Here is a 26,583-nt window from a genome sequence, read left to right as displayed (position 1 = left end):
TTATGCACGGTCCTTTGAGCTGGATGATCAAAAACCCTATCGCCGCCAACCTGCTGATGCTGCTTTTGATCATTGGCGGTGTCCTGACGACCCCTAGCCTCGATAAGCAGTTTTTTCCTACCGCTCAAATCAACCAGGTGAGCGTAACAATGCCATTTCCTGGTGCGGGTCCTGCGGAGGTGGAAGAGCAAATTTCGGTCCGTATTGAAGAGGCGATACACGATTTAAACGGCATCAAGGAAATTCGCTCGACGGCGGTACAGGGGCTTGGCACGGTGATGGTTGAGGCCACGCAGAATTATCCCATGCAGCGATTGACCTCTGATATTAAGACGCGGGTTGATGCCATCAATAGCTTCCCCGCTGATGCAGAGCGACCCATTGTCACCGAAATTACCTATCGCCATTTGATGACGGTGGTACAGCTTGCGGGGGACTTAGACGAATACGAGCTCAAAGAGTTGGGTGAATCTTTAAGGGATGACCTCGCCAGACAGCCGTGGGTGTCTATGGTCGATCTCATTACGGCGCGACCCTATGAAGTTTCCATCAATATCTCTGAGACCATGCTGCGGCGGTACGGGCTTACTTTTGATCAGGTGGTTGCGGCGATTCAGGGGACCTCCCTCAACCTTCCCGCAGGCGCGATAAAAACTCAGGAAGGTGATGTTCGGGTACAAACTCGCGGCCAAGCATACGGCAGAGCAGATTTTGAGCGCATCACACTACTGACGCAAACAGACGGGACGGAATTGCTTCTGGGTGACGTGGCCATTATCGAAGACGGCTTTGTGGATTTAGATCTCAATGTCACTTTCGACGACAGTCCCGCGTTGGGGCTTCGAGTCTATGTGACCTCCAACCCGGATGTGCTCAAAACTAATCAAGTCGTCAAAGATTGGGTGGCTGAGCAGCAGCTCAGCTTGCCGCCGGGGGTTAACCTAACCATTTGGAGGGACATTTCTAAGCCTTTTCGCGGGCGGGTGACAACACTCCTGGAAAACGGTATCGGTGGTTTGCTGTTAGTGGCGGCGGTCTTGGTGTTGTTTTTGAGGCCTAAGTTGGCATTTTGGGTGGGTAGTGGAATCGCCGTAGCCTTTCTGGGAACCCTGTTCATGCTGCAGTTCACCGGGATAAGTCTCAACATGATTTCCCTGTTTGCCTTTCTCCTAGTCCTTGGAATTGTGGTTGACGACGCCATTATCGTAGGGGAGTCCATTCACACTCACCAAGCACGCGGCGAACGGGGTCACGTCGGTGCACTGCTAGGTGTCAGGGGCGTTTTTAAACCGGTGATGTTCGCTGTTATCAGTACCATGATTTTCTTTGTGCCCATGCTGCTACTCCCCGGAGATTGGTCAACGGCTGCGCGATCGATTCCCGTTGTTGTGCTCCTTGCCCTCGCATTTTCTCTGGTCGAATGTCTGCTGATTTTGCCTGCACACTTGGCGCATTTAGGCCCTGAAAAAGAACCTAAAACACGAGTCATGCAGCGCCTTGCAGCTTGGAGGCAGGCTTGTGCATCAGGCATGGTTTGGTTTGCGAGGTATCGCTACAGACCGTTTCTTCGTTGGGCCTTGAGTCACCACTACGCGGCGGCGGGTGTCTTCTTGGTCGCCTTCTCCATGAGCATTGCGCTCTACGGTGGTGGTTGGGTGCGCTCAGCGTTTTTTCCAAAGGTAAATAGTGATTATGTTGTAGCCTCAGTTGAAATGCCTGAGGGCGGACCTTATTCCGATGCCGTGGCGTTGCGAGATCGCATGGTCGCGGCGGCGCAAGTTTTAAAGTCAGATTGGAATGCGCGCCCCGAATTTTTCGTGACGCCTGCTATCAGCCATGTCTCGGCGACCACCAATGACAATAAAATTAATATTGAGATTGGTACGGTGTCAGAGAGCGTCGATACAGAACAGCTTGCTCTGGAGTTTCGCGACCTCGTAGGTCCGGTGCCCCAAGCGAAAGAAATTCGAATGGACTTTACCATTCAAGATCCGGGCAAGCAGATTAAACTGCTGTTCGCGTCGCGTGACACACAAGATTTGGAAGATTTGGCACCCAGAGTACGAGCGGCTTTGCTCGCTTATCCGGGCGTTTTCGATGTCAGCGATAGCTTTGATTCACCCCGGGATGAGGTGGTGCTAGACCTTAAGCCTGCAGCGGAGGCGTTGGGCGTGACGCTGGCGAGTGTCGCGAAGCAGGTTCGGCAGGCGTTTTATGGTGCAGAGGCGCAACGTATTCCAAGGGGTCGTGAGGACGTTAAGGTCATGGTTCGTTATCCCGAGAGCGAGCGGCGTTCACTAGCTAACCTCGACGAAATGTACATTCGCACACCTACCGGCAAGGAGGTGCCGTTTGGGGTCGTGGCAACATATCGCATTGAACCGGGGTATCAGAAGTTAGAGCGTTTAAACCGCATGCGCACCTTAGAGATTGGCGCGGACGTTCGGGCCGATGGTGCCAGCCCTCGTGCGGTGGTGGACGGTATTGTCGTCAATAAACTGCCTTTGTGGCAGCAAGAGTACCCGGGCTTGGAGCTGAATTTAGACGGAGAACTTCAGGAAGAGACCGAATTTAAGAGCGCTATGCTGATGTTCATGGGGCTGGCCATGCTGGTCATCTTTGGCCTTATGGCGATTGCTTTCAAATCCTATTGGCAGCCCTTTTTGGTATTGACCGCCATCCCGTTTGGCATCATGGGCGCCATCTTCGGTCACGCCTTGCTCGACTGGGAAGTCAGTATCTTTTCCATGATGGGTGTTATTGCCTGCGCTGGCGTTGTGGTCAACGACAATCTAGTGCTTATTGATCGTATTAACCACTTGCGCGAGCAAGGCTACGAACTTTGGGATGCGTTGTTGCAAGGGGCAGAGGATCGGTTTCGCCCCATCATTCTGACGTCTTTGACCACATTCGTGGGGCTGCTGCCTATCATGTCTGAGACAAGCGTTCAGGCTCAGTTTTTGATTCCCATGGTCACATCCTTGGCATTTGGCGTTTTATTTGCCACCGGCGTGACCCTTGTTTTGGTTCCAGCGTTGTATTTGGTTGGAGATGATGTAACGGGTTTGCTAAAGCGACTGCTGGGGGGAGGCAAAGTCTCTACAGCCACTGATTCTTCGGTCGTTACGACAGCGCATTGAGCGTCGCGCTAGGGTTTCATTAACGTAGCGTGGTGTGAAGCTACGAGGCTGGATTCTACGGCCCTGCTTACTGGGCGTTGGGCGATAACTCAATAACCCAGCAGCTGCAGTTCTTTGTCGCAGCAAGTCATAATTCGCTGGCGAAAGCCGGGCGCCACCTCAGACCCGGACGGAGAAACAAATTCAAATTGATGATTGGGGTTGTGCTGGCGGTAAGTTGCTTCTTGAATACGCATATTCTCTCTTGAGGCAGCTTCCACTGCCCCAGTGATGGCGTCTTCGGGCAATTGCCACCCAAAGTTTGCGTCTATGGCACGCAACTCCTTCTCGCTGTTTGCAACCAGATCTTCGTAGCGCAAGAGATGGATAAAAATTACATCTGATGCAAAGCTATTATCTACCAGCCACCCCTGAACGTGCCGCTTCCACGCTTCTATGCCCAGTATGGGATGATCCAAGAAGTCCTCAGTATTATCGGATTGCCACCAGCCCCTGCCAATGGCGTAGCGTAGATTACTGGCCATGACATCGACCGGATGCCTAACAAGGTAAAGGCTATGGATAAACTGAGGCGAAAATACCGAGTGTATTTTATAAAATCTGGTCGGCGGGTCTTGGAAGGTGTGGGATGTGACTTGCTCGCCAACACACAGGTCAGCAATATAATTGCGGACTGAGGCAAAAGTGGCCCTAGCTCTGTACCCGTTGGCAATAAGCAGCGCGTTTGCAATTAGAACGGTGAGAAAGGTCACGCCCGACTTGGGAAATTCACAAATGTAAAAATCTCTGGAGCTGGGTTCAAGGCGCAGACGAGTCAGCTGTTTTGTTACGTTGGGCGCTGACTGCGTCTGTAGCGGATTGACGTCGCTTTTCTCTTCCTGGCCCTCGGTCATGGCAAGTGGCGGCGCAGTGTCTGTTGGTAAGACAAGATTCCCGCGCAGCGCCGCTGTACCTGCCAAAGACTCACCGCTTCAGGGTGCTTTGGGGCCTGCGGCAATAATGGCGTCGCTGACATCAAAGTTATTGATATTGTCTTGGAAGAGGGCCGCTAATTTTTTTGCTTGAACTTCGTAGGCGTCATCGTCACCCCAGCCCGCCTTTGGGTTGATGTACTTTTCGTCTACCCCGGGAATAACGCTAGGAAATGTAAGGTTGAGGGTGTCGAGGTGCTGGGTCTCTCCGTCTATTAGACAGCCGCTTTGCGCGGCATTGACCACGGCTCGCGTGACGGGGATCGGGAACCTTGAGCCCCGGCCTTCAGCACCACCTGAGCCACCAGCCCAGCCCGTATTGACCAGGTAAACTTGGCTGCCGAAATCTTCAATGCGCTTCATTAGCAATTCTGCATAATCCCCAGCGGGACGGGGCATGAACGGGGCGCCGAAACAGGTGGAAAACGTGGGGTGGATGCCAGCAGCTGCACCGACTTCAGTAGAGCCAACCCGGGCGGTATAGCCCGACAGAAAGTGAAAGGCAGCCGCTTCCTTGGACAAAATCGAGATCGGAGGTAATACCCCTGAGACGTCACAGGTGAGGAAGATTACGCACTTGGGCTCGCCGCCACTGTTTTGTGGCACGCGGCGCACCACATGCTCTAACGGATAGCAGCAGCGACCATTCTCTGAAAGACTGGTGTCGTTGTAGTCAGCGTGACGTTGCTCATTTAAAACCACGTTTTCCACGATAGCGCCAAAGCGAATGGCATCCCAGATAATAGGTTCGTTCTTCTGGCTCAGATTGATGGTCTTGGCGTAGCAGCCACCTTCAATGTTGAACACGGCACCCTTAGCCCACCCGTGCTCATCATCACCGATTAAATAGCGTGATGGATCAGCAGAAAGTGTCGTTTTACCGGTTCCAGATAGCCCGAAGAATAGTGTGGTTTGGCCATCCTCTCCCACGTTAGCTGAACAATGCATCGGCATGACATCTTTTTCCGGCAGCAAGAAGTTTTGCACCGAAAACATGGCCTTTTTCATTTCTCCTGCGTATCGCATGCCTGCAATAAGCACTTTACGCTGACCGAAATTGACGATGACCGTGGCTTCAGAATTTGTGCCGTCCCGTAGAGGGTCGCAGACAAAGCCCGGGACATTGAGAATCTTCCACTCAGGCTTGTTGGTGGGGTTGTAGGTGTCGGGGCGAATAAACATATTTCTTGCGAAAAGTGACTGCCAAGCCGTTGTTGTTGTGGCGCGAACAGGTAGATAGTGCTCGCTGTGCTCTCCAACATGCAGGTGTTGAACGAACGTAGTCGTCTCACTGGCAAACGCTTTAACACGCGCCCAAAGCGCGTCGAATCGGTCGCTTTCAAAGGCTTTGTTGACCGAGCCCCAGTCAATGTCATCCTGTGAGGACACCTCTTTGACTACAAATCGGTCTGCGGGAGAGCGCCCGGTTCTGGCGCCGGTTTCCACGCGCAGCGCGCCGGTATCCGAAAGCGTGCCTTCGCCGCGTGCTAAGGCTAGTTCAATAAGCTTTGAAGGGGGAAGGTCGCTGTGTTTCTGGGGATTGTTGGCGTTGCTGTCTTGGCTCATCTTCGAAATCCGTGGCTGTCTGTTTGGGAGCAAATTTTCAGGGTGATCAGTCTAATGCACGCGCCCATTTTCTGCGAGCGCCAGAATGTCTGATTGGACGAAGCGATAATCGGTCCCGCACATATCGCAGTGGAGGGTAATCGCGCCCTCATCGGCAAGCAGGTCGACTTGCTCGGCCTCGGGCAGCAGTGCGAGTGCATTAAGACTGCGCTCCCTAGAGCAGGAGCAGCTAAAAGTGACTGTGGCTGGCGTGAACAGGCGAACGGGTGTCTCATTAAATAGGCGGTGTACTAACGTGGCTGGAGGGAGTTCAACCAATTCATCGGGGGTGATTGTCTCGGCGAGAATGCACGCCGTTTCCCACTGATCCTGCCGCGCAGCGGCGTGCTGCTGTAGCTGTGCAGGCAGTTGTTGAAGCATCATCCCCGCCGCGCGTCCTTGTTGCGCGGTTAGCCAAAAGCGTGTGTGCAGTTGCTCGCTTTGCAGGAAGTAACTCTCGAGAGCCCCCGCGAGAGTGGGGGACTCCAGAGCAACAATCCCTTGATACCGCTGCCCGCCGTCACGCTCTATTGTGATGGCGAGTTGCCCATCGCTTAACAGATTCAGTGGCGTTGTTGCTTCAGCATCGAGATGACCTCTAGCGATGCCGCGAAGTTTTAGATCGTTGGTACATTCGACCATAACGAGTTCTACAGGACCACTGGCCCGCGCTTGCAGTACTATCTTGCCGTTATATTTAAGGTTGTTGCTGATGAGGACTGCTGCTGCAGCAAATTCGCCTAATAGCTGCTTGATGCTGTCGCTGTAGTGATGAACCGAAGTCATCTCACCAATGGCGTTATCGAGCACAACGCATTCGCCACGGATATCGGCCTCATCAAATAGAAATCTCAGGCTAGAATCGTATAGGTTCATACAAGTAGGTTAGGGCTAGGCACGGAAGATTCCAACGGGTGGGTGAGAGCAAGATCGAATTACCGGAGAAGAAATGAGCAAAATTGATATTACCAGACGGCACCACTTGTCTGATCAGGAGCGCGCTGCCGCATTGGACGACCTGTCGGCCTATCTGCAGGATATTGGCGCAGATGTGGCCATTGAGGACGACCAACTGACTTTTTCTGGGCGTGGCTACAAAGGCACCGTGTCGATATCGCCCGGATTAGCCAAGGGCTATATCAGTTTGGGATTGTTAGCGAGGCCCTTCAAGGGGCAGCTTGAAAAAGCCATTCACGAGCACTTAGAGGCGCGGCTAGCCGCGCCTTAGAGGTCATGCTGCAGCTAAAGCCTTAACTTTGGCGTTTAATCGGCTTTTATGTCGTGCTGCTTTATTTTTCTCAATAATGCCCTTGGTCACCATTTTATCGATGACTGGAACCGCTTCGGCATAAGCAGCGGTAGACGCATCAAAGTCTCCCGTGCCAATTGCAGCGATCACGTGCTTGATCTTCGTGCGAACCAGTGAACGAAGACTGGAATTACGGGCCCGACGCTTATCGTTTTGACGGGCGCGCTTGCGGGCTTGTGGTGAATTGGCCAAAGGGACTCTCCAGGGAAGGGTCAGAAAAAGAGCGGCGAATTGTCCGCAAACCGGGGGCGGCTGTCAATGTGGATTTGGCGGTAATGCTGAGCACTTCTTCCCACGGTACGGGCGGGCCTCAGCAAACATTACCAACCCAAATAGACGAGTGCCCAGCCTAAAACCGCCAAAAGAACGCTCTGTCCTGCTTTATCGAGGCGAAATAAGCCGTAAGTGTAGCCGGCGGGGGGTAAAAGCAGCGAAACTAGACCCCAGGCGTAGTCATCCTTCCAGGAGACGATGAGTAACAGAATCCAACTGATTAAAAGGGCTGCCGCCCCTAGGGTCATTAAAAGTGCGCTTGAAGCGTCCATTTCGATTTCTCGGAAGTCTAGGTCAACGGCGACGGAGATTATCAGAAACCGACGGCTTTGGGGCAGGGTAGAATGCCAAAAGAAGTACGCCATCGACAAAAGGGCACCACAATAACAATGAAAGAGGTCAATGATCCCTATTTGGATATTCGCCCGTATCGCGATAATGAAGTAGCGGATGTTTTACTGAGGCTTCGAAGTGAGCCCGGCCTGATCAATACGCTGGCTGAGTGGAAGTTGGGGCCTGTGTACCGATTTTTGCCCACGCTCGCCCGTGCTCTCGTGAAAATGTGGCTAAGCCGGCGACTCAGACCTCTTACGACGGTCGACGCGGTACAAATGCAGTTAAGGCCGCTGTTGGCCAATATGGTGACCCGAACCGTGCGCCTTAGCTCCGATGGTTTAGAGTCACTTAACCCAACCGAATCTTGGCTGTTCATCAGTAATCACCGCGACATTACTATGGATCCTGCGCTAACGAACCATATTTTGCATGATGCAGGTCATCGAACTTTGGCAATTGCGATCGGTGATAATCTTTTGAAAGAGCGCTGGGTCGCGGATTTGATGCGCCTTAATAAGAGCTTCATCGTCAAGCGCACGCTTTCTGGCCCCAGAGAGTTATTGGCAGCCTCACGGCAACTGGCCGGCTTTATACGCGCAATGGTTACCCAGAATCAGGGCCCTGTTTGGATCGCACAGCGGGAAGGCCGAGCGAAAGACGGGATCGATAGTACTGAACCTGCAGTGATTAAAATGTTGTCCTTAGCTAGAGACCGTCAGACTGAAATGATTGCCGATGTTCTGCCAATTTTAAAAATCGTACCTGTGGCCATCGCCTATGAGTTAGACCCGTGCGATGCGGCCAAGGCCGCTGAGCTAGCTGCAGGGGAGGGGTACGTAAAGTCAGAGCAGGAAGATGTTCTGTCGATTGGCCAAGGCATTACAGGCCAGAAGGGATGCGTTCATTTGAGTTTTGGTGCGCCGGTCTCCACAGAGCAATTAGATGTGGGTGACGTCGTGAATGCTATTGATGCGCACATCCGATGCAAGTATCGACTCTTTGAAACAGCACTCTGGGCCTGGCAGCGCCTAGAGCAGACACAAACAGTGCCTGAGGTGAGCATATATCCTGGCACCATTTCTCGCGATGAATTTGATGCTCGGATCAATGCCATGCCAGCGTCGCACAGATCTTTGGCGTTGGCCATGTACGCCAATCCACTGCGTCGTGCCCTCGGAGAGCTCTGATTGCTGCCTGACGCTATTAAGGCTCGTATTCGTGACGCCTACCAAACGCTGATCGGCCAGCGAGATTTAAAGCCTCGCTGGGGGCAACGTCAGATGATCGCCGAAGTCGCGAATGCTCTAGGCGACCCCGATCTGCCCCAACCTATTGCGGTTGTCGAGGCCGGTACAGGCACAGGAAAAACCATCGCCTACACTGTCGCTGCTTTACCCGTGGCGAGTGCGAGGGATAAAACACTGGTGATCGCTACCGCTACGGTGGCTCTGCAAGAGCAACTGATTTATCGCGACCTCCCCGATATTCTCAACCACAGCGGCCTCGACTTTAAGGTGAGCCTTGCCAAAGGTCGGGGGCGCTACGTCTGCCTGCAAAAGATTGATAACCACCTCGCTGGCGCCATCGTGCCGGCTTTAATTCCGCTGTATCCCGATGAGGTTGCTGATTTGGCGATCGAAGACGCCACGCCGGTCATGGAGTCAATGGTTGAAGCCATGGCGGGCAACAGCTGGGACGGTGACCTGGATCGTTGGCCCGGTGCTGTTGAGGATTCGATACGCCGAATTGTCACCACTGACGCGGTTCAATGCAGCGGCCGTCGTTGTGGTTTCGTGCAGCAATGCCCTTTTTTTAAGGCGCGAGAAGGCCTTCAGGAGGCCGACGTGGTGGTTGCCAATCATAATTTAGTGCTTGCTGACCTCAAATTTGGTGGTGGCGCTATTTTGCCACCCCCGGAGGACTGCATTTTCATATTTGATGAAGGGCATCAACTGGCCGGTAAATGTCTGGATCAGTTCACGTTGCTTTCTCGCAGCCCCTCAACACGCCAGGCGTTACGAGAAACCGCTCAGTGGTTGACGGCACAACACGAACCACTGTCAGAGTTCATCGGCCAGGTTGGCCTCCTGGACGAACTGCAATCGGTATTGGCCGACCTGACGCAATTAAACGATGATGTTGCGGTTTGGGGAGAAACTTTTCTCGAACAGCACGCTGATCAGTCAGACGAATATCGATTTCCTCAGGGAATTATCCCTGATGCACTCCGTGAGCACGCGGTGGGGCTCGTTAACGTTTGGCGTCGGCAGCTCGATCTGGCACAACGAGTTGAAGTGTCATTAGACAACCGGCGAGAAGAAGCCGAGGTGCAGCTGCGTGACACGGTGGATGTCTGGCTAGGCAGTGTTCAGGCCATGGTGGCTAGAGCAGAAGGCCAGTTAGAGCTATGGCATTCCTATAAAGATGCAGAGTTACCTGATTTAGATGAGCCCTGGGCTCGCTGGTTAAAAGCGGCGTCGCGCAATGGTGATGGTGTGGTGTTCATGGCGAGTCCAGTGCTAGCGCGAGATTTGTTGCATCAGCACCTGTGGTCCCGAGCAGCGGGGGTTGTCATGACATCGGCGACCTTGTCTGCTTTGGGTAGTTTTGATCGTTTGCGGTCTATGACCGGTTTGCCCAATGACGCTCTGTATAAACGCGTTGAAAGTCCTTTTGATGCGCAACAGGGTGTTTTCGCCATTCCTCAACTAACCAGTGACCCTAGCGATAGCGAGATTCACACGGAAGAAATTATCGCTTTGCTACCAGATTTGATTAGCAGTGACGCGGGGGTTCTCATGCTCTTCAGTTCGCGCCGTCAGATGGAGGCGGTGGTCACTGGCGTGTCAGGGACGCTTGATCACGAAGTCCTAGTTCAGGACAGTCTAAGCAAATCAAGGTTGCTGGAACGGCACCGTGAAAATATCGATGAGGGGCGGCGCAGCCTAATAATGGGACTGGCGAGTTTCGCCGAGGGTATCGATCTACCGGGAACTTATTGCGACCACGTTGTCATTGCCAAACTCCCGTTCTCTGTTCCAGATAATCCCAGGGAAGCCGCTCATGCTGAGTTGCTTGAGGCTCTAGGGCGCAATGCCTTTATGGAAATCAGCGTGCCAGATGCCGCACTTCGCCTCGTGCAAGCCAGCGGCCGTTTACTGCGTACTGAGGAGGATCATGGCCGCATTACTCTGCTTGACCGGCGTTTATTGACCCGCCGTTACGGTAGGGCCATTTTAGATTCACTGCCGCGTTATCGGTTTGAACTGCCACCCACTGGATGAGGGTTCTTAGATATCCACTGTGGGTCACCGCAGCCTGTAATGGCTATCCGGTGATGTTTGCAGGTTGGCCTCGGTGGGAGAGGGGTGACATTGACTTGGGTGCTTGGTTGAGCCGGTTGGTCTTCCAAGTCCTTTTGATGTTCAACCCACCATCGAATCACTGAGTTCAGAAACCAACGCCCATAAAAAAACCCCCTGAGTCATGTTCGAGGGGGTTTTGATAGTCTGCACTCTCGCTGTCGGAGAGTTTTTGGACCTTTAATCCCAGGTCAGAGCACCTCCTGTTTGATACTCAATAACCCGTGTTTCAAAGAAGTTCTTTTCTTTTCGCAGATCCATAATCTCAGACATCCAAGGAAACGGATTTTGGGCTCCCGGAAACTGTTCTGGTAGACCTACCTGGATCAGACGGCGATTACAGATGAACTGCAAATACTCTTCCATCATGGCCGCATTCATACCCAAAACACCTCTGGGCATAGTATCTCTAGCGTACGCGATTTCGAGCTCCGTACCTTCCAGAATCATTTGAATCACTTCCTGCTGGAACTCGGGCGTCCAGAGTAAGGGGTTCTCCAGCTTGATCTGATTAATGACATCGATACCGAAATTGAGATGCATTGACTCATCCCGCAGGATGTACTGAAACTGTTCGGCGACTCCCGTCATCTTATTGCGACGACCCATGGACAGAATTTGAGTAAAGCCACAATAGAAAAAGATACCTTCGGTCACGCAGTAGAATCCGATGAGATTACGCAGCAGCTCTTGATCGGTCTCTACCGTGCCGGTACGGAAGTTAGGATCCGACAGGCTCTGTGTTTTGCCGAGGCTCCAAGTTGCTTTGGCAGCAACTGAGGGGACTTCACGATACATGTTGAAGACTTCACCTTCGTCCATGCCTAGTGACTCAATGCAATATTGATAAGCATGGGTGTGAATAGCTTCTTCAAAAGCCTGTCTCAGCAAGTACTGACGGCACTCTGGGTTGGTTATCAGCCTGTAAATAGCAAGTACTAGATTGTTAGCTACCAGGGAGTCGGCGGTTGAAAAATATCCCAAAGAACGCATAACGATTCGACGCTCGTCGTCGGAAAGGCCGTCGGGGGCTTTCCAAGTTGCAACGTCTGCAGTCATATTGATTTCTTGGGGCATCCAGTGATTAGCGCAGCCATCAATGTATTTTTGCCAAGCCCAGTCGTACTTGAAGGGTACCAACTGGTTGAGGTCTGCTCGGCAGTTAATCATTGCCTTTTCGTCGACACTGACTCGGGCCGCGCCCATTTCCAGTTCTTCTAGGCCAGGTGCAATATCGATCTGGTCGATAGAACCTTTGGCCTTTTTGACGTTGTCGGCCATGATTGCAGCTGCTTCTGCATCAGCGGCTACGCCTTGTTTGTAGTCAGTCGTTACTGGTTCTGGTGTTTCAACGACGGGTTCTGCTTTCACCTCTGGCTGCACTACTGGTGCAGCAGGAATGATGGCTTCTTCGGTATTGTATTCTTCCCAGCTGAGCATCGTATTGTCTCCTCAGTTCAACGTGGTTTGAGATTATTGACAGGCTTCACAATCTGGGTCGTCCAGAGAGCAAGCCTGCGGTACGGGTGCGGGTTGTGGTGCTGCTTCTGCGGCACCCGAGGCCACAGCGTTAAGTTTTCCAGACTCAACCGTCGACTTTTCAGTGCCGGTAGCAGCGAGGCTGCGGAGGTAGTAGGTGGTCTTCAGACCGCTGTACCAAGCCATTCTGTAAGTGACGTCTAGCTTTTTACCGCTGGCGTTATTGATGTAAAGATTCAAAGATTGAGCTTGGTCAATCCACTTTTGACGTCGGCTGGCACTGTCGACAAGCCATCTTGGTTCAACTTCAAAAGCCGTAGAGTATTTAGCTTTCAAGTCATCAGGGATGCGGTCAATGGACTGTACCGAGCCGTCAAAATATTTGAGGTCGTTAACCATGACTTTATCCCACAAATCGCGCTCTTTGAGGTCTCTAACCAGGTAGGGGTTCACAACAGTGAACTCGCCCGATAGGTTAGATTTGACATACAAATTTTGATAAGTGGGTTCGATAGACTGCGACACGCCCGTGATATTGGCGATAGTGGCCGTAGGTGCAATCGCCATACAGTTTGAATTGCGCATGCCATGTTGGGCTACGCGACCCTTGAGTTCGGGCCAATCAAACGTCATATCACGGTTTACTTCTATATATTCGGCCCCGCGTTGCTCCACCAACATGTCTAGGGAGTCGAGTGGGAAAATACCTTGGCTCCAGAGCGACCCTTCATAACTTGAGTACGCCCCACGCTCTGCGGCCAATTCGCTCGACGCCTCGATAGCGAAGTAACTTACGGCCTCCATAGACTGGTCGGCAAAGCTGACAGCGCCTTCAGAGGCGTAGGAAACGTCGATCTTATACAGTGCGTCTTGGAAGCCCATGACGCCCAATCCAATGGGGCGATGCCGCATATTCGATTGCTCAGCCTGTGGCACCGAGTAGTAGTTGATATCGATCACGTTGTCGAGCATGCGTATCGCTGTTCGTACTGTGGCACGCAGCTTCTTTAGGTTGAGCTTCCCGTCTTCTATGTGTTGCGGCAGGTTCACTGACCCCAAATTACAGACCGCTATTTCGTCTGCGCTGGTGTTCAAAGTGATCTCTGTGCACAAGTTAGAAGAGTGGACCACGCCGACGTGCTGCTGTGGAGACCTCACGTTGCATGGGTCTTTGAAAGTCATCCATGGGTGACCTGTTTCAAAAATCATGCCCAGCATTTTTCGCCATACGGCTTGAGCTTTAAGGGTTTTGTGCACTCGAATTTCGCCAGTCGCGGCCATAGCCTCGTACTGGGCATAGCGCTCCTCGAACGCCTTACCGTACAGATCATGCAGGTCAGGCACGTCGTTGGGTGAAAACAGGGTCCAATCGCCATCCTCAAACACCCGCTTCATGAAAAGGTCAGGAATCCAGTTGGCTGTATTCATATCGTGGGTACGACGGCGGTCGTCCCCGGTGTTTTTGCGAAGCTCTAGGAACTCTTCTATGTCGAGGTGCCAAGTCTCCAAATAAGCGCATACCGCGCCCTTCCGCTTGCCCCCTTGATTAACAGCGACGGCAGTGTCGTTCACTACCTTCAAGAACGGCACAATGCCCTGACTTTTTCCGTTGGTGCCCTTGATGTAAGAGCCCAACGCCCTCACTGGGGTCCAGTCATTTCCGAGTCCGCCAGCGAACTTGGATAGCATGGCGTTGTCTTGAATAGCGCCGTAAATGCCGAATAAATCATCGGGGACGGTGGTGAGATAGCAAGACGACAACTGTGACCGCAAGGTTCCCGAGTTAAACAGTGTGGGTGTGGAGCTCATGTAGTCGAAGGATGACAAGAGCTGATAGAACTCAATGGCTCGTGCATTCGGGTCGTCTTCACGAATCGATAAACCCATGGCAACCCGCATGAAAAATACTTGGGGTAGCTCGATACGCACTTCGTCCGCGTGGATAAAATAGCGGTCGTAAAGTGTTTGTAACCCTAGGTAGCTAAATTGGAGGTCGCGTTCTGGCAGCAGCGCTTGTCCCAAGGCTGCGATATCGAACTCTAGAAGCTCAGGAGATAAGAGTTCTAGGGTCACACCCTGGCTGATAAAAGCATTCAGTGCTTCACTGTAGAGCGCCTGCATATCTTTCTGGGTTGCACTTTTCGCCACGCCCAAGTAATCCAAAGACTCTGCTCGCAAGTTGTCGAGTAGCAGCCGGGCTGCGACATAGCTGTAGTTGGGATCTTGCTCGATCATGGTTCGAGCCGTAATGACCAGCGATGTGCTGACTTCCTCTGCTGTTACGCCGTCGTACAGATTTCGCAGTGCTTCGTCGATGATAGCGGACTCGCTGACGTCGACCAGATCAGCGCAGGCCTCGGATACGATGGTGCGCACCCGTTCTATGTCTAGGGGTTCGCGGCTGCCATTGGGCATTACCACGTTAATGCCACTGGCTGCGGCTTGGGATTCAGGTGATAACGCTGCTTTCGCTGCGCGGTCACGAGCGCGCTCTTCCCGATAGATAACGTAATCCCGCGCTATTTTGTGTTCCCCTGCTCGCATCAGGGCTAATTCCACCTGATCTTGTATGTCTTCTATATGAATGGTGCCGCCCGAAGGCATGCGCCGCTTGAAAGTTGTAATGACATTCTCGGTCAGTTTTGCCACGGTCTCGTGGATGCGACTACTCGCGGCTGCAGTGCCGCCCTCGACCGCTAAAAAAGCCTTGGTAATGGCTACCGATATTTTACTGTCTTCGAAGCTGGTTACAGTGCCGTTGCGCTTGATGACCCTCAGTTGGCCCGGTGCGGTGGCTTGAAGTCGCCCTGATTGGGTGTTTTCTGATCCTGTAACTGGGGCTGTGCCGCCAGCCAGCGTTGAGGTTCCGGTTTCTGTGCCTGTTTGCATCTTATTTTGGCCTCGTCAAAATATATAAATCTACGCTGGGGTCTGGTCGCCGCTCGCGTTGGTTGTGCCGTTTTCCGCCCATTCGCCGCCAACGCCTAAGCGCGGCCTAGACCCAATATGTAGGGGTAACGAGATCCGACCAACCCAAGATAGGCGGGTGTTGCGACTAATGCAATAGAGAAAAAGGCTGGAACACCTGTGTACAACCTGTGCAAATAGTTCTACGTGAGTGCTTACTTACATTGATAGCACTGCCAATGTTGACAGGTTTCAATATCGAAGGGGTGTGGATAGGTGACGCTGTTTTTATTGATATTTTTGGGACAAATTATTGACCCGCACAGTGGGGGCGCCCAAAAGTGCACCCCGGATGCCTCCGAGGCGCAACGACAGGGCTTTAACCGAGTAAAAACTCGATCAACGCTTTCTGGGCGTGCAGTCGATTTTCGGCCTCGTCCCAAATCACGGTTTCCGGCGCAGCCATTAGTTCTGAGGAAATCTCTTCGTCTCGGTGAGCGGGCAGACAGTGCATGTATAGGGCGTCTGGCTGTGCCATAGCTAGGAGCTCGCGGTTCAGTTGATAGGGGGCCATTGCGGCACTGCGCTCTTTCTGTTCATCCTCTTGCCCCATAGAGGCCCAGACATCGGTAACCAGTAGGTCGGCACCCTGAACCGCCTCCTTGGCATCATGAACAATACGAACGCGATCACTATTTTCTGACACCAGCTGCGAGGCGGGCTGATAGCCGTCGGGGCAGGCCACCACCAGTTCGAAATCGAGTAACCGTGCGGCGTTAATGTAGGAGTGACACATATTGTTGCCGTCGCCCAGCCAGCATACGCGTCGGCCTTTAATGTCACCGCGGTGTTCGAACCAAGTTTGCATATCGGCCAAAAGTTGGCAGGGATGGTAGTCATCGGTCAGGCCGTTGATAACGGGCACCGATGCAAACTGCGCAAACCGTTCGACGCTGCTGTGATCGTGGGTGCGAATCATTACGAGATCAACCATCGATGACAGCACCCTAGCAGTGTCCTCAACGGGCTCACCTCGCCCCAGCTGTGTGTCTGCTGAAGAGAGAAACAAAGCGCTGCCACCAAGTTGACGCATGCCCACTTCAAAAGATACCCGGGTCCGCGTAGAGGCCTTGGCAAATAACATAGCTAATACTTTGCCCGGGTAGCGCGCGTGTGCGACGCCCTCGCGTTGCTGGGCTTTGAGTTCGTTGGCTCTACCAATAATGCCCCTAAGTTCGTCAGAGGTCAGATCACTCAGTGTGAGAAAATGTTTGGGTTTGCTCATGCCGCTATCTCCGGCGCTTGATTGATAATTTCAGCCACACTGTGACCGAGCTGTTTGGCCTCATCATTGGTCATGACCAACGGTGGCAGAAGTCTTATGGTGTTGCCTGCAGTTACATTAATCACAACGCCCTGTTCAAGGGCGGCGGCGACCAAGCCCATCGCTGGCACCGCCACCTCGATCCCCAGCATGAGTCCTAGACCTCGGATATCTGTGACTCTCGTAGGGTTTGCAAGGTGGCCATGTAAAGCCTGCAGAATGTGTTCTCTAATCACATCGGCTCTGGCGAGCAGATCAGGGTTGGCGAGGGTGTTTACGACGGCACTAGCGGCGGCACAGGCGAGAGGACTGCCGCCATAGGTGGTGCCATGGTCACCTGCCTGAAGCGCTGTTGAGGCCTCCCCTTTGGCAAGGCATGCACCAATGGGAAAGCCATTACCCAGGCCTTTCGCCGTTATCAGCACGTCGGGGGTCACGCCGAGACGCTGGTAGGCGTAAAGAGCGCCACACCGCCCGTTGCCCGTTTGTACCTCGTCAAACATCAGCAGCCAGCTTTGTCGGTCGCACAGTGATCGCAACGCCTGCAGGTACTCCCGAGACAGTGGCCGGACACCACCTTCCCCCTGAACGGGCTCAACAAGCACCGCTACAATATTGGCCTCGGCTTCGAGTGCTTTGAGCCCCTCAAAATCCTCCGGGGCAATACGTATGAATCCCGGAACCATAGGCTCAAAAGGTTGCCGCATGGTTTCGCCCGCTGTGGCGGCCAAGGCTCCAAGGGTGCGGCCGTGAAAGGCGCGATCTAAAACGACAATGGTTGGTGTTTTTATGTCGCGGTCGTGACCGTAGCGGCGGGCCAGTTTGATAGCGACTTCATTGGCTTCAGCACCCGAATTGCAGAAAAAAACCGACTCCATCTCGGTGGCCGATATCAGTTCGGCCCCCAACTGTTCTTGGCCGGGAATCCGAAACAGGTTCGAGGTGTGCACTAGCTGCGAGGCTTGCGCCTCAATGGCTTGAGTCACCCTGGGGTGGCAGTGGCCTAGGTTTGTCACTGCAATGCCTGACAGCCCATCGAGGAAGGGCCTGCCCTGCACATCCCACAGGGTCGCGCCCTGTCCTCGAACAAAGGCCACCGGAAACTGTTTGTAGGTGCGCATAATGGCTGACATAGCTCTAAGACCGGTCAGTTGAGTGAGCGCGCAAGTCTACAGTTTGCGGAGGATGGTTTAAACATGCCGTGATCGGGCATGTATCTGCGTCCACTCGGCGTTATACTATGCCGCTAACTGAGAGCGGGCTCATCGGCAGCCCAATGACTGCACTTTGGAGGGCAGCATGGACATTATGGAAACGATCAAAGAGCAGGTCACCAATAATCGGGTGCTTCTATATATGAAGGGTTCCCCGAACCAGCCGCAATGTGGATTTTCTGCTCGAGCGGTGCAGGCCTTAGCGAGTGTCGGTGAGCGGTTTGCCTATGTCGATATTTTATCGAACCCGGAAATACGTGCCAATTTGCCGATTTATGCCAACTGGCCGACGTTCCCGCAGCTTTGGGTTGACGGTGAGCTAATTGGCGGCTGCGATATTATTGCAGAGATGGAAACCTCAGGAGAGTTGGCCGAGGCGATCAAAGCCAATGCCGGTGATCAGGAGGCATAGCCGCAGGTGCAAAGGCTATCCTGAGCAAGGCTACACGCACCCCCAGAGCACTGATTGCAGTGCTCCTTTTGGCGTGGGGGATGATCGCACCCCCAGTGCCGGTGGCCAGTGCCGCGGGGGAGTTTTCACTTGTCATCAACAACGGTCGAGTGATTAACCCTGAAAGTGGTTTAGATGCCATTCGGCATGTGGGTATTCGGCAGGGGCGAGTGGTGGCAATCAGCACAACCCCTCTTCAAGGCAGCCAGACGATTGATGCGACCGGCCTCGTGGTGGCGCCGGGTTTTATAGACATCCACAGTCACACCCTGACGCCCTTGGGACAGCAACGAAATGTTCTCGATGGCGTAACGACACAGCTTGAGATGGAGGCGGGCGCTCTGCCTTCTCAGGCCGCGGGCGACCTCGTCGCAAATCGCCCCATTATTAACTACGGGGCTTCGGTGGGGCATTTTGCGGCAAGAATTCAGGTCATTGAAGGACGTGATCTGCCTTACTTTTTTTACCGAGGTGAGCAGGGGAGTATGTCCTCTCCAGCTTTTACGCAACTAGCGACAGCGCCTCAAATTGCTGAGATTCGTCGGAAGATTGAAGCGGGTCTTGATGGCGGTGGGTTGGGCGTGGGCTTACTGCTGGACTACATGCGCGATGCCGTTAGTGCTGATGAATTGGCCATGATTTTCAGTTTGGCCGGTGAGCGCAGTGTTCCCGTTTTTGTTCACGTGCGGCGCAACTTGCCCGGAGACACTGCGGGTCTAGATGAGGTGTTAGCGCTTGCTGAGCAATACGGCTCCGCAGTGTTTATTTGCCACATCACACACAACGCCATGAATGGCATCGAGACATGGCTGAAAAAAATTGACGCAGCCCGAGCTCGGGGAGTCTCAGTCACGACGGAAACCCTCAGTTATTTGGCTGGGGGTACGAGTATCTCCGCGGACGTTTTTCGTCAACGTGACTGGCGTAGGATTTTCGCTATCGACTACAGCGATGTGCAATGGGTGGCCACGGGTGAGTGGCTTACCGAAAAAACCTGGAAGCACTATGCCGAAACCGAACCCGGGGGCATGGTGAACCATCACTACGTAAAGGAAGCTTGGCTGCATTCAGCGCTGCGCTGGCCTGACATGATGGTATCGACCGATGCATTGCCCGCTTTTGATACCCAGCAAATGACTAACCCCAATATTTCTGGCAGCTTTTCTCGTCTGTTGGGACGCTACGTCAGAGAGCAGGGCATACTGGATTTAAGCGACGCGCTGTCTCGAATCAGTTTAAAACAGGCGCAGTGGCTTGAGGGTTTTGCGCCACAGTTCAGTCGGAAGGGACGAGTCGCCCTTGGGGCTGATGCAGATTTAGTGGTCTTCGATCCTGACGAGGTGGCCGCGGGTGCTGACTACGGCTCGCCATGGCAAGCGCCGCGGGGCATTGATTACGTCATTGTCGGCGGCGTGATCACGGTCGAAGGTGGTGCTTTGGTGCCATCGGCTGCTGCGGGGCGTTATCTCGATACCACCCCGCTCGCGGAATAAGCCGCTGTTTCAGCTTTCCGATGGCTTGACCGTCCGCATTGCTGTTTGCAAGTAGTTTTGTTCGCCAACTCGATCCATTAACGAGAGCTGGGTTTCCAGCCAGTCAATATGCTCCTCTTCGGCGTCGAGGATGCTTTGTGCGAGGTCTCTCGACACGTAGTCCCTGACCTCCTCGCAATGAGCCACTGTGGCTTTGAGATCTTCGTGGGCGATATGCTCAAGTTTCAAATCGCACTCGAGCATTTCTCGGGGGTTTTCGCCAATCATCAGCCTGCCTAGGTCTTGCAGATTGGGGAGGCCCTCTAGGAACAAGATGCGCTCTACAAGGGCGTCTGCATGCTTCATTTCATCTATAGACTCGTGGTACTCGTGTTCCGCGAGTTCGCTGAGACCCCAGTCTTTGTACATTTTGCTATGCAAAAAGTATTGATTGATCGCAACAAGCTCGTTGTAGAGAATTTTGTTGAGATGTTCGATAACTTTAGCGTCGCCTTTCATGGTGCATTCCTGTGAAATAGTGAGGCGCTACTATAACGTAATGGCCGCGACTGAACCACAAAATAAACAGGTTAAGTCGTTGTTTTAAATAAATTTTCTAATGCTAATCAGAATGATTAGCAGCTACGTTATCGTCAGGCTACGGCGGCCATAGATTCGTCGGGAGCGGCGTTGTAAAAGTATCTAGGATCAGGTTTAGAAAACTCGTTGACGATGGCGCGGGCTAGGTGTTCGCAGGAACCACACTGACGGGCTACACCCAAGCGATTTTGGACGTCGGCAAAAGAAGTAGCGCCGGCCTCCATTTCGCGTCGGATGGAAGAGTCGGTCACGCCATTGCATATACAAACAAACATATGCCTAGAATACGCAATTGCGAATCATTGTCAACCGCATTAGCAATTGGGTTTTGGCCTGTGGGAGCGAGTGTCTTGGGCGTATACTCCCCGCACCAAAATGAAGGAATGACTGTGTCCATCGAAAACAGGGTAAAAGAGCTGGGTCGGCAGGCCCGAGACGCCTCCCGTATTGTTGCGGCAAGCACTGTAGCGACTCGAAATCAGGCGCTGCTGGGCATCCGAGATGCAATTGCCAGTAACCGGGACGATCTGATGGCGGCCAACGCCCAAGATTTAGCGGCAGCCGTGGAGTCTGGGCTCGCGCCCGCGTTGCTTGACAGACTCGAACTGAATGCCGACAGGATTTCCAGTTTGATGGTGAGCTTGGAGCAGGTCGCTGCATTGCCTGATCCTGTTGGCGCTATCGACGGTGTTCGCACAATGGACTCTGGTATTCGGGTTGGCAAAATGCGGGTGCCTCTGGGGGTTATTGGAATTATTTATGAGTCTAGGCCCAACGTAACGATAGAGGCTGCAAGCTTGTGCCTGAAGGCGGGAAATGCCGCCATTTTACGAGGGGGTTCAGAAGCCATTAACTCTAATCTGGCGCTTGGACGTTGCATTCAAAAAGGACTGGCAGAAGCCGGTTTGCCCAATGAAGTTATTCAAGTTGTAGAGACAACGGACCGCGCCGTAGTAGATGCCCTGATTCAGCTCTCCGATTATGTCGATATGGTGATCCCTCGAGGTGGCAAAGGGCTCATAGAGCGAATCAGTGGGGCAGCAACGGTGCCAGTGCTGAAGCATCTCGATGGTATTTGCCATGTCTATATTGATGCGGAGGCATGTCCCGAACGAGCCCAAGCGATTACCATTAACGCGAAAACTTCGCGCTACGGAACCTGCAACACGCTAGAAACTTTGCTGATCGATGAGGAAGCCCTCGCCTTACTGCCCGCTATTGCTGAGGCGCTAGCTGCCGCAGGCGTTGAGCTGCGAGGGTGCACTAAAGCTTGTGCCGCCAGCGCTGCCGTTGGCGTAGCAGCCACCGAAGAAGATTGGCAAACGGAATATTTGGCGCCAGTTTTATCGATTAAGGTGGTCGCTGGTGTTGACGGCGCGATGGCGCATATTGCGCAATACAGTTCGGGTCACACAGAGAGTATCGTCACAGAAAACCACAGTACAGCGATGCGATTTTTGCGGGAAGTAGACTCCAGCTCGGTGATGATTAACGCCTCAACACGTTTCGCGGACGGTTTTGAGTACGGTTTAGGCGCGGAAATAGGTATTTCCACCGACAAGCTTCATGCTCGAGGTCCGGTTGGCCTCGAGGGCCTTACCTCGAGCAAATATATTGTATTTGGCGATGGACACGTGCGTCAGTGAGTCGGCCGGCCATCGGGATACTGGGCGGCACCTTCAATCCAGTGCATGTGGGACATTTACGAGGGGCGTTGGATTGTCGAGACCTGCTAGGCCTCGATTCGATTCGGCTGATGCCGGCTCGGTTACCGCCCCTGAAGGCTACCCCGGGGGTAAGTGCAGCACAAAGAGCACGCATGCTTGATCTGGCTGTTGAAGGAATGGAGGGTCTAACCGTTGACCGGCGTGAACTGGACCGGGAGGGCTTGTCTTTCACTGTGGATACGCTAAGAGAGTTGCGTCAGGAGTTGGGACCTGAGGTGGTGGTCGTCTTCATCATGGGTGCTGATTCTTTACAACGGCTCAACCGTTGGCAAGATTGGGAGCTTTTGCTCGATCACGCCAATATTGCGGTGTTGTCTCGATCGCCAGGGGATCTACAACTGCCGCCGGAGCTTCAGGGTTGGTTAAAGGAGCACGAGGTTCCGCCATCGCAACTTTTAAACCAAGCTGAGGGCGCCGTCACAAGATTGCTTCAGCCAGCCTTAGACATCTCTTCATCGGCGCTGCGGCTTGCAGTTGCTGGGGGTAGAAACGTCAGATATCTCCTGCCCGACCGCGTATTAGAGTATATTAATGATCACGGTCTTTACCGTTCGGCTAAGTAATTACCCAGGGGGTTTGAGTGAGTGATTTAACCGCGTCGCAACCCGACGCGCTAACAGGGCTGGTGCTTGATGCCTTAGATGATCTAAAGGCGGTTGATCCAGTCGTCATCGACGTAAAGGCGCTGAGCTCGGTGATGGACTTTCTAGTCATTGCCAGCGGTACCTCGACGCGTCATGTTAAGTCATTGGCTGATAACGTTATTATGCGGGCCAAAACTGAAGCTATGCGACCTATCGGTATTGAAGGTGAAACGGTGGGTGAGTGGGTGCTGGTCGATTTTGGCGATGTTGTGGTGCATGTGATGCAACCGGCGACGCGCAGTTTCTACGATCTTGAGCGGTTATGGACCGCGCCCCCTAGCGCTGAGTAATGCGCATAAGAGTGCTGGCGGTAGGGACGCGAATGCCGCCGTGGGTCGTAGCTGGCGTCTCCGAGTACTGCAAGCGTCTGCCCAGGGATTTCCGCGTGGAGTGGGTTGAAATAGCTCCTGCCAAGCGTCAGGGTAACAACAGCGACAAATTCAGGGCTCAGGAAGCCACTGCTCTTTCAAAGCAAATAAAAGATGACGATACGGTGGTGGCCTTGGATGTGCGGGGCAGCCTGGTTCGGACTGAGGATATGGCCGAAAGTTTTTCCATCAGCCAGCACAAAGGGGCATCCATGGCTATTTTGATTGGTGGCCCGGACGGTATTGATGCTGATTTATTAAACCGTGCAGATGCAAGATGGTCACTCGGGAGGATCACGCTGCCCCACCCTCTAGTTCGCGTTGTGTTGGCTGAACAGCTGTACCGTGCCTGGTCTATCAATGCTCGTCATCCCTACCACCGAGCCTGATTTTTAATGGCGCCTAGGGAAGCCATCCGAGACACAGGTCGCGAGGCCGAGATACATCGAGGCCGTGTGTTAACAGCTTCAGTGATTGTGCTGCTGGCGCTGTCGGTACTTTTCTACCGTTATTACGGGCTTCAAATTGATAACTATCAGCAATTCCTGACGCAGTCAGAGCGCAATCGCGTCCGTCTTGAGGCCCTTCCTCCAACAAGAGGGCTTATTTTCGATCGCAATGGCGAGCTACTTGCCAGCAATGAACCCAGCCAGCTTTTGGCGGTTGTTGTGGAGCGGGCCGATGATTTATCGATCTTATTGGATCGCATTGAATCGCTAATAGGCCTAGATGCGGAGGAGCGTGCGCGCTTTCAGGAGCGGCGCCGGCGCAGTCGACCTTACGACGCGGTGCCCCTGAAGTTGCGTCTGTCCGATGAGGAGACCGCTGTTATCGGTGTTCATCGTCATACGCTGCCCGGAGCCACTATCGAGGCGCAATTAACGCGAGCCTATCCTCATGGTGATTTGCTCAGTCACGTTTTAGGTTACGTAGGGCGTATTAACCAACAGGAAACCCTGCGAATTGCCGAGGACCGCTATCGAGGGACATTTCACATCGGCAAGGTGGGGTTGGAAAAATATTATGAGGATGTTTTGTTGGGGCGGGTTGGCAATCAAAATATCGAAGCCAACGCCCACGGCCGAGTTCTGCGGGTACTCGATCAAGAGGCACCTCTTCCCGGTAAAGATCTAAAATTGCATCTCGATTTGGAGCTTCAGCGGGTTGCGGCGGCGGCCCTGGGGGACCAGCGCGGAGCGGTTGTTGCGTTAGATCCGCGTAACGGAGGTGTTTTAGCGCTGGTATCAAAGCCCGGTTTTGACGGCAACTTATTCGTCAACGGCATCAGCGCAAAAGCTTACAGCGAACTTCGTGACTCTCCTGACACGCCCTTATTAAACAGAGCCATTCAGGGTCAGTATCCCCCGGGTTCAACGGTGAAGCCTATGCTGGCGCTGGCCGGCCTTGAGCTTGGGCTTATTACACCGGAGACCACGGTTAAGGACCCCGGGTGGTATCAAATCCCGGGCGACTCTCGTCGTTACCGTGACTGGATTCTTCGTATACGTGGTACCGGACATGCGCCAGAGGTTGATATGCGCATGGCGATTGCCGAGTCCTGCGACGTTTATTACTACGACCTGGCCCGAAATTTAGGCATCGATCGGTTGTCTGAGGGGTTGGCCCCTTACGGGTTTGGTCAAGTGACCGGCATCGATATCACAAGCGAGCAGCGGGGTATCCTACCGTCGCGGGCATGGAAGCGAGAGAAGCTTGATCAGCCTTGGTATCCCGGAGAAACTCTCAGTGTCGGTATTGGCCAAGGTTATATGCTGGCGACGCCGTTACAGTTGGCGCAGGCGGCGATGGTCGTGGCCAATCGAGGCTTCGCCTACTCACCGACGTTGGTAAGCAGTGTTGATGGCGAGGCGCGAGTGTCACCTCGCCGCGAACAGGTTGTTGCTAGTCCAGCACATTGGTCAGCAGTCATTGCAGCAATGATGGATGTCGTGCACAACCCCGCAGGCACCGCTTCAGCGATTGCTAAAGACCTTGCCTATACCATTGCGGGTAAGACGGGCACCTCTCAGGTCATTGGTATTGCACAAGATGCTGTTTATGACGAGGAGAATATTAACGCCCGCCACCGCAATCACGGCTGGTTTATGGCATTTGCACCGGTCGATAGCCCGCGTATAGCGATAGCAGTGTTGGCTGAAAATGGTGGCGGTAGCAGTGCGGCCTATCCTGTCGCTAGAGCCGTTATGGATGCTTGGCTGATGAGGGATCAGGATGGCTGAATACGATCGCTACCTTACCGAAGACAGTCGCGGTGATTTCAAGCACCGAAATTCCGTATTAACTGCATTGCATTTAGATGGCTGGTTACTGGCCTTGTTAGTCGCACTAGTTACTTATGGTTTTTTTGTGCTGTTTAGTGCTTCGGATGGTAGTCAGGCCGCCCTAATAAGACAGGCGCGGAACTTCGCTATTGCGACGGTGGCTATGCTGGTTGCCAGCCAAATCCGATTAGATACGTACTATCGATGGGCCCCTTTGTTTTATGTTGCGGCATTGTTGCTTTTGGTGGCGGTGCCGCTTTTTGGTGTCGGCGCAAAAGGAGCGCAGCGCTGGCTCAGCTTAGGCGTCATTCGTTTTCAGCCATCAGAGCTTATGAAGTTGGCTATGCCGCTGATGGTCGCTTCTTGGTTTAGTCGCCAGGGCATACCGCCGCGACCTAGGTCCTTGTTGGGAGCGCTGCTGATCATCGCGCTCCCCGCGGGTCTTATTGTCATTCAGCCCGATTTAGGAACCTCATTACTGGTGGCAGCGAGCGGTCTGTTTGTGGTGTTTATGGCGGGGGTCAGTTGGTGGTACATCGCAGGCGCAGCCACATTGTTTTTAATGAGTGCGTGGCCTGCTTGGTTGTTTGTTCTCAAGGATTATCAAAAGCAGAGAATCCTGACTTTACTGGATCCTGAGTCCGATAAATTAGGGGCGGGGTGGAATATTATTCAGTCTAAGACAGCCATTGGGTCAGGGGGCTGGTCGGGTAAGGGCTGGTTATCGGGGACGCAATCCCATCTCGATTTCTTACCTGAAAGCCAGACAGACTTTATTATTGCTGTGTTGGCTGAAGAATTGGGCCTCCGAGGGGTTGTGCTTCTGCTGATAATTTATGCGTTGATCATATGGCGTGGGTTTGCCATTAGCGTACGCGCTCAAACCGGGTTTGGGCGTTTGCTTGCGTCATCGATCACGCTCACCTTTTTTGTCTACGTTTTCGTCAATATGGGTATGGTGGCGGGTATTCTCCCAGTGGTGGGTGTCCCGCTGCCCCTAGTCAGTGCGGGGGGAACGTCGATTGTGACGTTGATGCTGGGTTTTGGCGTGTTAATGGCTGTCAGCGCCGAAAAGCGAGTGATTAGGCAGTAAACTTAAATTTTATTCATGGTAAGAGG

At 53.3% G+C, this 26,583-nt stretch carries 23 protein-coding genes; 12 read left to right on the top strand and 11 right to left on the bottom strand.

The window, feature by feature from the left end; all coding sequences use genetic code 11:
* Window positions 1–2: 2 nt before the first annotated feature.
* Complete coding sequence (locus ACMAZB_RS13290; protein WP_435217826.1) at window positions 3–3,140, top strand: efflux RND transporter permease subunit; 3,138 nt, start codon at window positions 3–5, stop codon at window positions 3,138–3,140.
* An 89-nt stretch (window positions 3,141–3,229) separates the two neighbouring features.
* On the opposite strand, the gene ACMAZB_RS13285 is transcribed toward ACMAZB_RS13290, so the two are convergent.
* Genes ACMAZB_RS13285 through ACMAZB_RS13275 form a run of 3 tightly spaced genes read right to left on the bottom strand, consistent with a single transcriptional unit; the run spans window position 3,230 to window position 6,592 of the window.
* Window positions 3,230–4,099, bottom strand: a complete 870-nt coding sequence (locus ACMAZB_RS13285; protein ID WP_435217824.1) for a sulfotransferase domain-containing protein — start codon at window positions 4,097–4,099, stop codon at window positions 3,230–3,232.
* Between the two features lie 12 nt (window positions 4,100–4,111).
* Window positions 4,112–5,677: a phosphoenolpyruvate carboxykinase gene (locus ACMAZB_RS13280; protein ID WP_435217822.1), complete on the bottom strand. Its 1,566-nt coding sequence runs from the start codon at window positions 5,675–5,677 to the stop codon at window positions 4,112–4,114.
* 51 nt (window positions 5,678–5,728) lie between these two features.
* Window positions 5,729–6,592 (bottom strand): Hsp33 family molecular chaperone HslO, encoded by an 864-nt coding sequence (locus ACMAZB_RS13275; RefSeq protein WP_435217820.1) that lies wholly within the window; start codon window positions 6,590–6,592, stop codon window positions 5,729–5,731.
* A gap of 73 nt (window positions 6,593–6,665) precedes the next feature.
* On the opposite strand from ACMAZB_RS13275, the gene ACMAZB_RS13270 reads away from it, so the two are divergent.
* Complete coding sequence (locus tag ACMAZB_RS13270; protein WP_435212581.1) at window positions 6,666–6,944, top strand: polyhydroxyalkanoic acid system family protein; 279 nt, start codon at window positions 6,666–6,668, stop codon at window positions 6,942–6,944.
* A 3-nt stretch (window positions 6,945–6,947) separates the two neighbouring features.
* Here the strand turns inward: ACMAZB_RS13270 and rpsT are convergent, their stop codons facing one another.
* A complete protein-coding gene (gene rpsT / locus ACMAZB_RS13265; protein ID WP_435212579.1) occupies window positions 6,948–7,217 on the bottom strand; it encodes a 30S ribosomal protein S20 in 270 nt (89 codons plus the stop codon).
* Window positions 7,218–7,345: 128 nt separating this feature from the next.
* On the bottom strand, window positions 7,346–7,570 hold the full coding sequence (locus ACMAZB_RS13260; RefSeq protein WP_435217818.1) for a hypothetical protein: 225 nt from the start codon (window positions 7,568–7,570) through the stop codon (window positions 7,346–7,348).
* A gap of 72 nt (window positions 7,571–7,642) precedes the next feature.
* Between ACMAZB_RS13260 and ACMAZB_RS13255 the strand changes: the two genes are divergently transcribed.
* Both ACMAZB_RS13255 and dinG read left to right on the top strand, forming a co-directional pair.
* On the top strand, window positions 7,643–8,821 hold the full coding sequence (locus ACMAZB_RS13255) for a 1-acyl-sn-glycerol-3-phosphate acyltransferase (RefSeq protein WP_435217816.1): 1,179 nt from the start codon (window positions 7,643–7,645) through the stop codon (window positions 8,819–8,821).
* Complete coding sequence (gene dinG, locus ACMAZB_RS13250; RefSeq protein ID WP_435217814.1) at window positions 8,822–10,918, top strand: ATP-dependent DNA helicase DinG; 2,097 nt, start codon at window positions 8,822–8,824, stop codon at window positions 10,916–10,918.
* A 258-nt stretch (window positions 10,919–11,176) separates the two neighbouring features.
* Here dinG and ACMAZB_RS13245 read toward each other — a convergent pair whose 3' ends face one another.
* From ACMAZB_RS13245 to ACMAZB_RS13230, 4 genes are all read right to left on the bottom strand, one after another.
* Complete coding sequence (locus tag ACMAZB_RS13245; RefSeq protein WP_435217812.1) at window positions 11,177–12,436, bottom strand: ribonucleotide-diphosphate reductase subunit beta; 1,260 nt, start codon at window positions 12,434–12,436, stop codon at window positions 11,177–11,179.
* A gap of 33 nt (window positions 12,437–12,469) precedes the next feature.
* Window positions 12,470–15,364, bottom strand: a complete 2,895-nt coding sequence (locus ACMAZB_RS13240; protein WP_435217810.1) for a ribonucleoside-diphosphate reductase subunit alpha — start codon at window positions 15,362–15,364, stop codon at window positions 12,470–12,472.
* Between the two features lie 397 nt (window positions 15,365–15,761).
* The gene (gene argF, locus ACMAZB_RS13235; RefSeq protein WP_435217808.1) at window positions 15,762–16,667 is read right to left on the bottom strand and encodes an ornithine carbamoyltransferase; all 906 of its coding nucleotides are present in this window, start codon (window positions 16,665–16,667) and stop codon (window positions 15,762–15,764) included.
* Complete coding sequence (locus tag ACMAZB_RS13230; protein ID WP_435217806.1) at window positions 16,664–17,839, bottom strand: aspartate aminotransferase family protein; 1,176 nt, start codon at window positions 17,837–17,839, stop codon at window positions 16,664–16,666. The genes argF and ACMAZB_RS13230 overlap by 4 nt, the downstream gene beginning before the upstream one ends.
* 166 nt (window positions 17,840–18,005) lie before the next feature.
* Between ACMAZB_RS13230 and grxD the strand changes: the two genes are divergently transcribed.
* Both grxD and ACMAZB_RS13220 read left to right on the top strand, forming a co-directional pair.
* On the top strand, window positions 18,006–18,332 hold the full coding sequence (gene grxD / locus ACMAZB_RS13225; RefSeq protein ID WP_435212566.1) for a Grx4 family monothiol glutaredoxin: 327 nt from the start codon (window positions 18,006–18,008) through the stop codon (window positions 18,330–18,332).
* An 80-nt stretch (window positions 18,333–18,412) separates the two neighbouring features.
* Complete coding sequence (locus ACMAZB_RS13220; RefSeq protein ID WP_435217804.1) at window positions 18,413–19,864, top strand: amidohydrolase family protein; 1,452 nt, start codon at window positions 18,413–18,415, stop codon at window positions 19,862–19,864.
* A gap of 9 nt (window positions 19,865–19,873) precedes the next feature.
* Here the strand turns inward: ACMAZB_RS13220 and bfr are convergent, their stop codons facing one another.
* Together bfr and ACMAZB_RS13210 are read right to left on the bottom strand one after the other, a co-directional pair.
* Window positions 19,874–20,362: a bacterioferritin gene (gene bfr / locus ACMAZB_RS13215; RefSeq protein ID WP_007234839.1), complete on the bottom strand. Its 489-nt coding sequence runs from the start codon at window positions 20,360–20,362 to the stop codon at window positions 19,874–19,876.
* A gap of 134 nt (window positions 20,363–20,496) precedes the next feature.
* Entirely contained in the window at window positions 20,497–20,694 is a 198-nt protein-coding gene (locus ACMAZB_RS13210) for a (2Fe-2S)-binding protein (protein ID WP_435217802.1), read from the bottom strand.
* A gap of 132 nt (window positions 20,695–20,826) precedes the next feature.
* On the opposite strand from ACMAZB_RS13210, the gene ACMAZB_RS13205 reads away from it, so the two are divergent.
* Genes ACMAZB_RS13205 through rodA form a run of 6 tightly spaced genes read left to right on the top strand, consistent with a single transcriptional unit; the run spans window position 20,827 to window position 26,557 of the window.
* Window positions 20,827–22,089 (top strand): glutamate-5-semialdehyde dehydrogenase, encoded by a 1,263-nt coding sequence (locus ACMAZB_RS13205; RefSeq protein ID WP_435217800.1) that lies wholly within the window; start codon window positions 20,827–20,829, stop codon window positions 22,087–22,089.
* Window positions 22,086–22,733, top strand: coding sequence for a nicotinate-nucleotide adenylyltransferase (gene nadD, locus ACMAZB_RS13200; RefSeq protein WP_435217798.1), 648 nt, complete (start codon window positions 22,086–22,088; stop codon window positions 22,731–22,733). Before ACMAZB_RS13205 ends, nadD begins: the two co-directional genes overlap by 4 nt.
* 17 nt (window positions 22,734–22,750) lie before the next feature.
* Window positions 22,751–23,104, top strand: a complete 354-nt coding sequence (gene rsfS, locus ACMAZB_RS13195) for a ribosome silencing factor (protein ID WP_435212555.1) — start codon at window positions 22,751–22,753, stop codon at window positions 23,102–23,104.
* On the top strand, window positions 23,104–23,571 hold the full coding sequence (gene rlmH, locus ACMAZB_RS13190) for a 23S rRNA (pseudouridine(1915)-N(3))-methyltransferase RlmH (protein ID WP_435212553.1): 468 nt from the start codon (window positions 23,104–23,106) through the stop codon (window positions 23,569–23,571). The genes rsfS and rlmH overlap by 1 nt, the downstream gene beginning before the upstream one ends.
* 6 nt (window positions 23,572–23,577) lie before the next feature.
* Complete coding sequence (gene mrdA / locus ACMAZB_RS13185; protein ID WP_435217796.1) at window positions 23,578–25,422, top strand: penicillin-binding protein 2; 1,845 nt, start codon at window positions 23,578–23,580, stop codon at window positions 25,420–25,422.
* Window positions 25,415–26,557 (top strand): rod shape-determining protein RodA, encoded by a 1,143-nt coding sequence (gene rodA / locus ACMAZB_RS13180; RefSeq protein ID WP_435217794.1) that lies wholly within the window; start codon window positions 25,415–25,417, stop codon window positions 26,555–26,557. Before mrdA ends, rodA begins: the two co-directional genes overlap by 8 nt.
* Window positions 26,558–26,583 lie beyond the last annotated feature (26 nt).

The organism is Luminiphilus sp. nBUS_07, from assembly GCF_051201685.1.
Taxonomy (GTDB): domain Bacteria; phylum Pseudomonadota; class Gammaproteobacteria; order Pseudomonadales; family Halieaceae; genus Luminiphilus.
The sequence above is the reverse complement of the archived record's forward strand: the minus strand, read 5'-3'. Positions and strand labels throughout refer to the sequence as shown.